The following is an 11,453-nucleotide window of genomic DNA, read 5'->3' on the forward strand; positions in this document are numbered from 1 at the left end:
AAGGCCCGGCACCTACGCGAGACACTCTGCCACCCCTCGCCCCGAGGGCGACCCTCACCCCATCACGGGCAGTGCGCGCAAATCACCCTTTTCGCCTTTGGCAGGGACCCGAGTCCCGAGGTGGTCGAATGGGTCACGACCAGCGCGGCAAGAAGATCGAATTACTTGCTGGAGCCGGGGAGAAACTCAGCGCACTGTGACGGACTTCTCGGCATTACCCGTGAGTCGTCATCTCCGGTATCTCCATTCGGCCAGTGCTCGTCTCTCAGCAACGAGGTGGCCACAGGCGGCTTCACCGGTCGCGTCGCGACGGTGTGCCGCCATGCGCCACCAATAGGGTCGCTATGCGCGGGGGATTGCTTGAAGATCTCTGTCGGGACATCCGAAACACTGACACACCACAATCGCCCGGATTCCAGGCCGCCTTGAGGCAGGCGAGGCAATACCTCACCCCGCGAGATCCAGCAAACTGTTGAGCCACCCATGAATCGTGACGCGGCACCCACATTTGTCCGTGACTGGTCACCGGGCACCCCGCTCAGCGAAGACAGCAAGGGCCCGATATGCGGCACACACCGAATCGCCGGGCGGAGTGAGTTCAGGAAAGCGACGACGCCTGGACGGGCGGCTCTCATGCGCCGGTCGCGAGGCAGCACTCCCGACCCAGGCGGGGGCCACAGACCATCCCACCCTCGTCACTCTCTGCAACCAGTACAGAGTTTAAGAATCAACCCTGGATCTTGACACGGATCCGTGCGTATGTTCGTCGTCCCCGGGCAGCCCGCCCGCGGCGACAGACGTGAGGAGCACTGCGAGCACGGACCCGACCGAGAAGGTCCCGTAACAGCGACGGCGCCCGAGAGCGGTAACTCACGGACGCCGAACGCTAAGCGGCATACCCGCCCCGGCAAGGGCGGAGATTGCCCAACATCACCACGCTGAGTCCTTCCAAGGGGCGCGTCAGCGTGGCAACACTGCAAAGGGGAGTATCGCATGCCTCCTGCCCTGCGCAAAAGGCCCTTCCGCCGGGCCTGCGCGGCAGCCACCTCCGCCTCGGCGCCTCAGCGCCCCGAGCCGGACCACACCATCCCGGCCCCGGCGGGCCGCCGGTCCCGCCTGCTCACCGGGAGCGGCCTATGAGCAGCGAAGCCCGCGAGTGGGTGTGGGAGCACAGCTCCAGCCGGGGGGCCGCGCGTCTGGTCCTGCTGTCGATCGCCGACCGGGTGGCCGATGAGCAGTGCGTCTCCTGGGCCTCGCTGTCCAGCCTGGCCAAGCGCACACGCGCCTCCGTCTCCACGGTGCGCGAGGCCATCGACCGCCTGGTCCACGCCGGTGAGCTGGAGCAGATCGACGACCTCACCGGCCCGCAGCGCAGCACCGTCTACCGCCTCCCCCTCGCCGCCAAGGCCGTGGCCCAGACCGCGGAGGACCAGGACTCCGACCAGGCTCCAGCGCAGAGGCGCGAGGCCACCCCGGCTCTCAGGATCTCGGCCCTGCGGCGGTGCGGAATCCGCCCGCGTGAGGTGCCGGAATCCCCCGCGAGGGTCCGGAAACCGGCAGTACCGGAATCCGGCAGGTCCCGACGGAAACCGGCACCCCGACGTGCCGGAAACCGGCACAGCGATGTACCGGAAACCGGCACACAGAACCGTAGTGAACCGGATTTGAACCGTAGGTACAGCAGTGGTGGTGCCGCCGTCACCTCGGCCGCCGGGTGGCAGGTCGACTCTGCCACCCACGCCTGGGCCCGCCAGCAGGGACACCTCGACCGCCTCGGCGAGCAGGGCCTGCGGGCCGCCGACGCGAAGTGGCGTGCCCACCGGGCCGACTTCAAGCCGAGGCCGGCGGACGCCTGGGCTGCCGACTGGCGCGCCTGGATCGCCCGAGAGCACTCCCCCAGCCGCCCGAACCTCCATGCCGTGCCCGGCAAAAGCCCCGCCACGCCGAGCGGCATGACACGGGCCGAGGCCCACACCGCCGCCCTCCTCGCCGCCCTCGACGAGCCGACCGGAACGGAGGGCTGACCGTGGACCGCCGCGAAACCGCCGCCCTGCTGGCCTACATCGGCCGACTCGACCCCCGCACCATCCGCACCGACCAGGGCGAGGCACGCGACCAGCTCGCCCAGTGGCACGAGCTGCTCGGCGACGTGCCGATGGCGACCCCGCACGGCTGGGACGCCCGCGTCGCCGCCCGCCAGCACATCCGCACCTCGCCGTACCAGATCCTCCCCGCGGACATCGCCCGTCCCTGGGAGAGCTACCGGCGAGACCGCCTGGCCCGGCACTCCGACCCCACGCCGGTCGTCGACCCGGACGACCAGGCCGCCTGGACCGCCGAGCTGGCCGGCACCCGCCGCGCCGTCGCTGCCGGCACTGCTCCGCCCGCGCAGGCCCGGGCGATCACCAGCGGTCGCGACGGGATCGACCCGAAGCTGGAGGCGAGGCTGCGGGAGATCGGCTCCTGCATACCGCCCGCCGCTCGCGCCGCGCTCGCGCCCTACCGGCCCGCCCGAGCGGCACGCGAAGCGGCTGTCGCGCAGGGGCTGCCCGACGCCCTGAGCGTCCGGTGCGAGTGGTGCCTGGCCCAGCCCGGCGAGCCGTGTCGCCGCCGCCGGGTCGGCCCCGACGGCGGAGCCCGTGGAACCGCCCCGCGCGACACCGCCCATCCCGGCCGCCTCGACCTCGCCGCTGCCCAGCAGACCGAGCCGGTCCAGCAGCCCGCCATGACCTGACCGGCGCATCTGGCTCGCGCAGCCCGTCCGATGCACCGTCACCCAACGTCACCGTCCCGGCTGCGGCGCACCCCCGCGCGCCGCAGCCAGCCCCCGACGCCGCATCCGCCCAGCACCGCCCCAGCCGGCCGACGCGGCAGCACATCGGAGACCCCTTTGCGCCACATCACCACCCACGACGCGCCGGCCACCGGCCTGCGCGGCATCGGAGACACCAGCTGGCACATCCGTGGAGCATGCCACGGCATGGACGTCGAGGACGCCGACGCCGTCTTCTTCCCGCTCCCCCGGGACAACGAAGCCATCGCCGAGGCGAAGGAGCTGTGCGGCTGGTGCCCGGTACGCCGCGACTGCCTCGACTTCGCCCTGGAGAACGTCCTCAAGGAGGGCATCTGGGGCGGCCTCACCGAAGCCGAGCGGCGTCCCTTCCACGACGGATTGCCCCAGCGCCTCGACTACCGGCGGATAACGGCTTTCTTCCAGGGACGCGACGTGCACCTGACCGAGGCCGAGCGGAAGGTCGTCATCGACCACGCCTACGTACGCGGCTGGCGGCCGGACCGCCTCGCCGTCGCCCTGCAGATCAGCCACAAGCACGCCCGTGACCTGCTCCGGCAGGCCGCCCTCAAGGTCTTCGACCGCGACCGCACCTACGGCGTGCCGCGGCCCAAGAAGAAGCAGAAGAAGACCACCCCGGCAACGCGCAGTCCCGAGCCAGCTGCACCCGGCACCCAGCAGTCGGCAGCCCGCCCGACTGCGTCGGCTCCGGCGCGTGCCCCTCTCGGAAAGGTTGCATGACCCACCCCGTCCTGTCCTTTAGCGCCGCTCCGGACCTCCTTTTCTTCCTCGCCGCCAGCGTGCCGGCCGCCCTCGTGCTGGTGCTGACCGCCTGGACCATCCGGCGCCGGGGAACCCGCACGCAGAAACGTCTAGGCGGCCCGGCGATCAAGGTCGCCGCCCTTGCTGCCCTCGGCTGCACCGCCTACAGCGCCGACACCTCGTGGCGCTTCGCGGCTGACTACCTCGACATGGCTGGCACAGCCGAACGGGTCGGCATGTTCGCCGCGGCCGAGCTGGCGCTCTTCGCGACCGCGCTGATGGCACGGCAGAACCTGACCGCCGAAGGCGCGCCTGGCCTGCCGGGAACCCTGGTCTGGATGATCACCGGAGTGCAGGTGATCCCCGCCTACGCCGAGAGCGGTCCCATCGGCGGCACCGTCCGCGCCTTCGTCGGGCCGGTCATGGCGGCGATGCTGTGGCATATCGCGATGGGAATCGAGCTGCGTCTGCGGACCCCGGGCGCCGCCTCCCACGGATTGATCGCCGTCCTGGGGCGTGAGACGCGCGAACGGCTCCTGTCCCGCCTCGGTATCGCCGCGCAAGACCGCGACGCCGCGCAGATCACCCGGGACCGTGCCACCGCCCGCGCGGTCGCCCTCGCCGCGCGCCTCGCCGAGCGCACGCCCGAGCAGCAGCGGAGCTGGCGCGGCCGGCGACTCACTCGGCGCCTGTCCAAGGCGGTCGGCAGGGCCTCGGTCGGGACCGATGCCTTCCAGCGCACGCAGCTGCTCGACCAGCTCGCCGCCCGCCGACACGCACTCGCGCTCGCCACGGTCCCACTCCCTTCTCCCTGGTCCCCGGCACACAGCACCGCAACGGCAGCCACGATCCCGATGCCATCGCCGGTCCCCGTAGCCGACCCCCACGGTCCCAACGCGTCGGACGGGGGCCGGGGACCGAGCGCCCCGAGGGGACCGGTCCCCGAGCCTGTGAACTCGAACGCGTCGGCAGGCTCGGGGACGGAAGGAAACGAAGTGGGGACCGAGGGCCCAGAAGCGGGCGCGGCCCCGGGGACCGATCCCGCCAGTCCGGAAGGCGCAGAGGAGAACGCTGCGGGCACGGGGACCGACCGCACTTCGCGAGAAGCCCCTGCTCAGGGCCTTGATTCGCATCGGGGACCGACCGACACCGACACGGGGACCGAGACCACCCGGGACCGGGGACCGACCGACACCGACACGGGGACCGAGACCACCCGGGACCGGGGACCGACCGACACCGACACGGGGACCGAGACCACCCGGGACCGGGGACCGACCGACACCGACACGGGGACCGAGACCACCCGGGACCGGGGACACAAGGTCCCCCTCCGCCGGAAGTCGACCACGAAGCCCCGGACGAAGAACAAGGGGAAGCGCGGCGGGCCCCGCACTCCGCAGACACAGCGCCCGCCACGCGAGCCGGAGCAGTCGGTGGACCAGCTCGTCCAGCAGGTCCGTCCCCATGTTCCCGCCCTGCTCGAACGAGACGGCAACGAGTCCGTCACTCGGGTCCAGCTACGGGAGATCCTCCGCCGCGAGGGCCTGAAGGGCGGCCGGAACGACCGACTGAGCCTCGTCCTCCAGGAACTGCGGAGCGAGGACGCCACCACGAAAGCAAGGAGCACCACGAGATGAAGACCTGCCACCAATTCGCGGTCCTCCGTGAGGAGTACGAACGGGAGATCGGCTACCTAAGCGCCCACTCCCAGCGGCATGCCGGCAGGCCGTCGGCGAAGGCCAGCGCGAAGCACGCCACGACGACGAAGGCCCGGATGGCCAGGGCGCTCAGCGGCCACGTCAGGCGCTGCCCCGAGTGCGGCTGAATCTACGAAGCCGCAGCTCACCGACCCCACCTCCCTGATCGTGTCCCGGCCAGCGCCGGGCCGCCGCACTACCCCAAGGAAATCACCATGCGGCATGCCGCCGTACCCGACCTCTTCGACAGACGCCTGATCTGTGCTCTGCTGCTCACGTTCCTTCCGTACGGGCTGCTCTTCTTTTCTGTAGACGGCTCCGGCGAGCAGATCCATCACCTGAAGGAGGGTGCCGTCGACTTCGTCCTCGGCATCCTGGATGTCGTCGGCGACGCTCATGGCTGTGGGCAGTGACGAACTCGGTCCCAAGCGCCTCCCCCACTCCAGGTGAGGGCGAACCCAACTCGGTCTCGGGGCGAGCAAGTTATCGGCCAAGACACTCTTCCCCGTCGGGGAAGGGGCCTTGGCCAGAGCACGCCCCGGGGGTGGCGGGTGCGGACCAGCACCGGGGGTTGCTGGTCCGCGAGGCAGCGACCGAGGGCGGATCGCAGCCGGAGGAAAAACCGTCGCCGCGCAATCGCCGCAATGTGAAGAAGACCTCGCGCAAGCGCTCGCCGAAGCCGCATGCGCGTAAACGTGATTACGTGTGCAGCGTCCGTATGAACGACGACGAGAAGAATCAGCTGTCGGCTGCCGCCAGCGCGACCCGTTCGAGCCTGCCGACCTTCCTCGCCCGTAGCGGTCTCGCCGCCGCGCAAGACCTCGACAATACGACCGCCGCCATCGCAGGCCGCCGCGAGCTGGTCGCCGAGCTGTTCGCCGCCCGTCGGCACCTCGGACAGGTCGGCAACAATCTCAACCAGATCGCACGCGCCCTCAATTCCGGCGGCCAGCCAGCAGAGATTGACGCGGTCGTCATGGCGGTCCAGCGCGCCGTGACCCGAGTACAGGCGGCCACCGACCGGCTGCTGGACCAGCGCTGACCTCGCTTCCGTGCAAGACCCCGCGGCCACCACTCCCTCTCACGACCCGGACACCAGCATGATCCCCCGGATACAGAAGCGCGGACAGCGCACCATCGGCCTTCTGTACTACCTCTACGGGCCCGGGAAGCACGAGGAGCACATCGACCCCCATCTGGTCGCCTCCTGGGACCGCAACGCCCCCGACCCCGGCCGGGACCGGTCTGTCACCCTCAAACAGCTCCAGCAGCTCCTGGACCAGCCCGTCGAGAACATCGACCGGGCACTGCGACCGAAGAAACACGTGTGGCACCTGTCCGTCCGCAACAGTGCCGAAGACCGGATCCTGACAGACGAGGAGTGGGGCGAAGTGGCCCGTCGGATGGTCACCGCCGCCGGTATCGACGACCCGGAACAAGATGCCGGCTGCCGGTGGGTGGCTGTCCGGCACGCCGCCGACCACATCCACATCGTCGCCACCCTCGCCCGCGAAGACGGCTATAAACCCGATCTCAACCACGACGCCGCGCGCGTCCAAACCCAGGCCCGCTCCCTCGAAGTGGAGCTGGGCCTACGTCGCCTCAACAAGGGCGACGGCACCGCTAGCCAGCGCCCGACCAGCGCCGAGCGCCACAAAGCTCAACGCCAGGGCCGCGAGCGCACTGCACGGGAAGAACTCCGGGAGACCGTGCGCCGCGCGGTGGCTGGCGCAACCAGCGAGGAGGAGTTCTTCGACCGACTGGCCGCCGCCGGCCTGCTGATCCGCAAGCGCCGCGCCCCCTCTGGTGACTTGATCGGATACACGGTCGCTCTGCCCGATGACCGCAACAAGGACGATGATCCGGTGTTCTACCCTGGCGCGCGCCTCGCGCCGGATCTCTCCCTGCCCCGGATCCGGGAGCGCTGGGACGCCTACATTCAAGACCACGGCATCGCACTGGTCGATCCGCTTGTCCGTACGGCCCCGAACGGTCCCGCCGCCGCACGCCGACGCGCGGCCTCGGCCGCGTGGCACGCGGTGCTGGTTATCGAGCAGACCAACGACGCCGTCACCGCTGCGTACGTCGCCGCAGCCGGCGAGGTCTTGGACGCTCTCGCGAAAACCTCCGCTGCCCACACCCGCCACGAACTGCGGAACGCTGCCTTCGCGTTCGAGCGGGCGTCCCGTTCCCAGGTCCGCGCCGAGCGCGGCCACGACCGGGCACTGCGGCAGGCCGCACGCGACCTCATCCACGGCGGTCCGGCGCTCGGCCGCGGGGAGGACGGCGCGACCACCGCGATGGCGATCGACATGTTGTTCTTCCTCATCACCGCCACTGCCCACTGGCACGCCAAGAACAACCACGCCCAGCAGGCCGCCGCAGCCCGCCAAGCCGCCGAGCACCTGCGCGCCGCCTACCAGGCCGCTGCCGCCCAGCCCCTCGGCGCCCTCTACCAGCGCGGTCGGCATCTGGGCCGTCCTCTGCTACGACAGCAGGCGGCGGTGGTGCGCGAGGCGCTGCCGGAGCTGGCCGAGCAGATCCTCGCCGAGCCCGGCTGGTACGCACTCGCCGCCACCCTCACCGACGCCGAGAACGCCGGCCACTCCCCCGCGATGCTCCTTACGGTGACCGCTGCTGAACGAGAATTGGAGAGTGCGGAGTCGGTCAGCGATGTACTGGTGTGGCGACTGCGTCGGGCGGCAGACCTGCCCGCCGACACCACCGGCCTGTGGCCGCAAGAAGCTCGAGCGAAACGGTCGAGGTGGCGCGCGCAGCATCCGGCACAGCAACGGACCGGCCCCCGCAGCCACAGTCCGTAACTGTGGCCTGGAGACCTCCCTTGGGGGCGCGCAGCTGGAGGCATGCCAAGCAGACCGCAGGTCTACACTGCCGATCATGACGCGGAGTCCTGTCGATCTGGCGATCTTCGATTGTGATGGCGTACTGGTGGACAGCGAGCGGATATGCGTCAAAGTGGACGCGATGATCACGGCTGACCTGGGGTGCGCGTTCACCGAGGAGGAGATCATCGAGAAGTTCGTCGGCTCCTCCAGCGAGGTCTACACGGCTGCCGTGGAGGAACGGCTTGGACGGCGCCTAGAGAATAACTGGCTGCAGCAATACGAGCATCTCTACGAGGCGGCCTTCGAAGCTGACCTGACCGCTGTCGACGGCGTCACAGAAGCCCTGGACAGCCTTGCGATGCCCGTCTGCGTCGCATCGAACACCGGTCACGCCAGCCTCAGGCGAAACCTGGAGATCGTCGGCCTGAGAGACCACTTCGAGGGGCACATCTTCAGCGCAGCCGACGTCGCCCGAGGCAAGCCTGCCCCCGACCTTTTCCTGCACGCTGCTCGATCCATGGGCGTAGAACCCAGGCGGTGCGTGGTGATCGAGGACAGCGCGTACGGAGTTCAGGCAGCCCGTGCCGCCGGTATGCGGACTTTCGGCTACTGCGGCGGACTCACGTCGGCCTCACGGCTGGAAGGACCCGGCACCACCCTGTTCGACGATATGCGCGACCTGCCCAAGCTGCTGGCCACCACTACCGACTGAACTTCCGCAGCGCCTTGCCCCTACCACTTGGCTCTGTGAGCCGGAGGCACCCCGGCTCACAGCTGAGCTTCCGTCCCCCGGTTCAGGCTCCGGTGACCTCGATGGCCGCCAGATTCTTCTTGCCCCTGCGCAGCACCAGCCAGCGTCCGCGAAGGAGCTCGTTGGCCGTGACCACGGCATCCTCGGCAGTCACCTTGACGTTGTTCACGTAGGCGCCGCCCTCCTTCACGGTGCGGCGGGCGGCCGACTTGCTCGGCGCCAGGCCGACCTCAGCGAACATGTCGGTGACCTGGCCGAGCTCGCTCACCTTGGCGTTCGGGAGCTCGGAGATCGCGGCGGCCAGCGTTGCCTCGTCGAGTTCGGTGAGCTCGCCCTGCCCGAACAGCGCCTTTGACGCTGCGATCACAGCGGCGCACTCGTCGGCACCGTGTACCAACGTGGTCAGCTCCTCGGCAAGGGCGCGCTGCGCGGTACGGGCTTGCGGCCGCTCCTCAGTCACCTTCTCCAGCTCCTCCAGCTCCTCGCGGGATTTGAAGGAGAGGATGCGCATGTAGCGCGAGATATCCCGGTCGTCCGTGTTCAGCCAGAACTGGTAGAACGCGTACGGCGTGGTCATCTCCGGGTCGAGCCAAAGCGTGCCCGTCTCGGTCTTGCCGAACTTGGTGCCGTCCGCCTTCGTCATCAGTGGCGTGGCCAGCGCGTGCACCTCGGCGTGCGGCTCCAGGCGGTGAATCAGGTCCAGACCGGCTGTGAGGTTGCCCCACTGGTCGCTTCCCCCCGTCTGGAGGGTGCAGCCATACCGCCGGTACAGCTCCAGGAAGTCCATCCCCTGAAGCAACTGGTAACTGAACTCCGTAAAGCTGATGCCCTGGTCGGAGGCCAGGCGCTGGGCGACCGAGTCCTTGGTGAGCATCTTGTTCACCCGGAAGTGCTTGCCGATATCCCGCAGGAACTCGATCACGGTCATGCCCCCGGTCCAGTCCAGGTTGTTGACCATGGTCGCCGCGTTGTCGCCCTCGAAGGAGAGGTACGGCTCGATCTGCGCCCGCAGCCGGGTCACCCATTCGGCGATCGTCTCCGGGGCGTTCAGGGTGCGCTCGGCAGTCGGCCGAGGATCGCCGATGTGGCCGGTCGCGCCGCCCACGAGCGCCAGCGGTCGGTGCCCGGCCTGCTGGAGTCGGCGGAGGGTGAGCACCTGCACCAGGTGGCCGACGTGCAGGCTGGCCGCGGTCGGGTCGAAGCCGCAATAGAACGTGACAGGGCCGTCCGCGAGAGCCTTGCGCAATGCGTCCTCGTCAGTGGCATGGGCGATCAGCCCGCGCCACGTGAGCTCGTCGACGATGGCCGTCACGGTCCCGTGTCTCCTTGAGTCGCGCGTACAGTGCGGCGGCCAGTCTAGTCGTCCAGCCGGAGCTTCCGCGTTTGTGCTGGTCAGCGGCATCGCGTACGGCGGAAAAGCCAAGATCACCCCACATCTGAGGGTCCTGAGTCACACAGTCCCGAACCATGCGTCGAGCAGCCGGTCGGAAACAGCCTCGCTGTGATCACGGTAGTCACGCACGAGTACTCTGCCGCTGGTCACGAATCGGGCCCGGAGTGCCGGATCATGATCAAGAGCGTCGATCGCCTGCCCGAGATCTTGCGCGGCCCGCTCGACGTCATTCTGGGAAACCATGGGATACAGCACATTGCCATCGAGCTCGTAGCCGGCTATCGGTGGCGGGGCGATAAACATCGCGGCGTTCCCGAGTTCGGGCAGGCTGCCTATCCGGTGAGCTATGACAGGCACTCCTGACTCCATTGCTTCAAGCGTGACTCGTGCGAGACCTTCCGGGCCCAGCGAAGGCACCAGCAGAATTCTGGTGCGGTTGTAGATCGTGGTGGGATCCGGGGTGAATGCGGCCACTTCGACCCTCGGTGAGGGCGGCACATACGCCGGGACATCGGGCCAGGTTTCCACGGCCAGATAGGCATCGCCGGGGCGCTGCCGAATGAGCGCGTCCCAGACACGTCGACCCTTGATCGGGTGGTGATTGATCAATGTCAGGGATCGACTCTCTGCCCCCGAAGATGCCGGGACGACTCGTCGCTCGGGTAGGAGATTAGGGAGAACCTGCGCTGGCACACCGGTTTCGCCATGGAAGGCGTCGGCGATGGTCTCGCTGACCGCGTGCACGCTGGTCTGCCGCATCAGGCTGTAGTAGCTCCGCACCTCATCTTCAGGGTGGTCCCTGCTTGTGGGGTAGAGCTGGTCGGTCACGAGCACGGCTACCTGCCGACCGCTCGCAAGGCTCTCGTCCAGCACCGCGTGATGCGCTTCATTGAGCCGAACCGCACACGAGTTGAGCAGAATCACGTCGGGGTCCAGGTCGTTCAAAATATCTTGAAGAGCCCGCCGGTACGCACTGGCTACCCCCGGAGCACCGATGAAGGTCTCGTGGACAGTGCAACCCTGGATGGTTCGAGTTCTGCGTCCGACTCCGGGATTCCTGCTCTGAGTGTTCTGAGCGATACAGGCGAGGCTGGCCGGGTGCCCTCGGGTTACGACGCGTTTTAGTAGTTCGCGCACCTGCAGAAACAGACCATTGGTAAAGCCCTCGCGGGTGAAGTCGTCGATACTCACAAAGACGATACCGGCCATG

The 11,453-nt window shown here is 68.8% G+C and carries 11 protein-coding genes; 9 read left to right on the forward strand and 2 right to left on the reverse strand.

The genetic code is table 11. From position 1 onward, the window contains the following. Window positions 1-1,136 precede the first annotated feature (1,136 nt). The 9 genes from ACK1X7_RS31075 (at window position 1,137) to ACK1X7_RS31115 (ending at window position 8,811) form a co-directional block, all read left to right on the forward strand. Window positions 1,137-2,024: a helix-turn-helix domain-containing protein gene (locus ACK1X7_RS31075; RefSeq protein ID WP_413115933.1), complete on the forward strand. Its 888-nt coding sequence runs from the start codon at window positions 1,137-1,139 to the stop codon at window positions 2,022-2,024. A gap of 2 nt (window positions 2,025-2,026) precedes the next feature. Next, window positions 2,027-2,734, forward strand: a complete 708-nt coding sequence (locus tag ACK1X7_RS31080; RefSeq protein ID WP_413115934.1) for a zinc finger domain-containing protein — start codon at window positions 2,027-2,029, stop codon at window positions 2,732-2,734. 156 nt (window positions 2,735-2,890) lie between these two features. Beyond that, a complete protein-coding gene (locus tag ACK1X7_RS31085) occupies window positions 2,891-3,532 on the forward strand; it encodes a WhiB family transcriptional regulator (RefSeq protein WP_413115935.1) in 642 nt (213 codons plus the stop codon). Continuing rightward, a complete protein-coding gene (locus tag ACK1X7_RS31090) occupies window positions 3,529-5,193 on the forward strand; it encodes a hypothetical protein (RefSeq protein ID WP_413115936.1) in 1,665 nt (554 codons plus the stop codon). Before ACK1X7_RS31085 ends, ACK1X7_RS31090 begins: the two co-directional genes overlap by 4 nt. Continuing rightward, complete coding sequence (locus tag ACK1X7_RS31095) at window positions 5,190-5,381, forward strand: hypothetical protein (protein ID WP_413115937.1); 192 nt, start codon at window positions 5,190-5,192, stop codon at window positions 5,379-5,381. Before ACK1X7_RS31090 ends, ACK1X7_RS31095 begins: the two co-directional genes overlap by 4 nt. Before the next feature lie 87 nt (window positions 5,382-5,468). After that, entirely contained in the window at window positions 5,469-5,666 is a 198-nt protein-coding gene (locus ACK1X7_RS31100) for a hypothetical protein (protein ID WP_413115938.1), read from the forward strand. 131 nt (window positions 5,667-5,797) lie between these two features. After that, on the forward strand, window positions 5,798-6,295 hold the full coding sequence (locus tag ACK1X7_RS31105; protein WP_413115939.1) for a plasmid mobilization protein: 498 nt from the start codon (window positions 5,798-5,800) through the stop codon (window positions 6,293-6,295). Between the two features lie 58 nt (window positions 6,296-6,353). Beyond that, the gene (locus tag ACK1X7_RS31110; RefSeq protein WP_413116921.1) at window positions 6,354-8,075 is read left to right on the forward strand and encodes a mobilization protein; all 1,722 of its coding nucleotides are present in this window, start codon (window positions 6,354-6,356) and stop codon (window positions 8,073-8,075) included. 76 nt (window positions 8,076-8,151) lie between these two features. Continuing rightward, entirely contained in the window at window positions 8,152-8,811 is a 660-nt protein-coding gene (locus ACK1X7_RS31115) for an HAD family hydrolase (protein ID WP_413115940.1), read from the forward strand. Between the two features lie 82 nt (window positions 8,812-8,893). Here ACK1X7_RS31115 and tyrS read toward each other — a convergent pair whose 3' ends face one another. Next, a complete protein-coding gene (gene tyrS / locus ACK1X7_RS31120; protein WP_413115941.1) occupies window positions 8,894-10,162 on the reverse strand; it encodes a tyrosine--tRNA ligase in 1,269 nt (422 codons plus the stop codon). A 138-nt stretch (window positions 10,163-10,300) separates the two neighbouring features. Continuing rightward, window positions 10,301-11,452: a glycosyltransferase gene (locus ACK1X7_RS31125; RefSeq protein ID WP_413115942.1), complete on the reverse strand. Its 1,152-nt coding sequence runs from the start codon at window positions 11,450-11,452 to the stop codon at window positions 10,301-10,303. Between the last annotated feature and the right edge of the window lies 1 nt (window position 11,453).

This window comes from Streptomyces sp. CY-1 (assembly GCF_047218265.1).
Classification (GTDB): domain Bacteria; phylum Actinomycetota; class Actinomycetes; order Streptomycetales; family Streptomycetaceae; genus Streptomyces; species Streptomyces niphimycinicus.

What these genes read in the sequence shown, in the direction of transcription:
- ACK1X7_RS31075 (WP_413115933.1), top strand. Translation starts at nt 1,137, where the DNA reads ATGAGCAGCGAAGCCCGCGAGTGGGTGTGGGAGCACAGCTCCAGCCGG.
- ACK1X7_RS31090 (WP_413115936.1), top strand. Translation starts at nt 3,529, where the DNA reads ATGACCCACCCCGTCCTGTCCTTTAGCGCCGCTCCGGACCTCCTTTTC.
- ACK1X7_RS31095 (WP_413115937.1), top strand. Translation starts at nt 5,190, where the DNA reads ATGAAGACCTGCCACCAATTCGCGGTCCTCCGTGAGGAGTACGAACGG.
- ACK1X7_RS31100 (WP_413115938.1), top strand. Translation starts at nt 5,469, where the DNA reads ATGCGGCATGCCGCCGTACCCGACCTCTTCGACAGACGCCTGATCTGT.
- ACK1X7_RS31110 (WP_413116921.1), top strand. Translation starts at nt 6,354, where the DNA reads ATGATCCCCCGGATACAGAAGCGCGGACAGCGCACCATCGGCCTTCTG.
- ACK1X7_RS31115 (WP_413115940.1), top strand. Translation starts at nt 8,152, where the DNA reads ATGACGCGGAGTCCTGTCGATCTGGCGATCTTCGATTGTGATGGCGTA.
- ACK1X7_RS31125 (WP_413115942.1), bottom strand. Translation starts at nt 11,452, where the DNA reads ATGGCCGGTATCGTCTTTGTGAGTATCGACGACTTCACCCGCGAGGGC.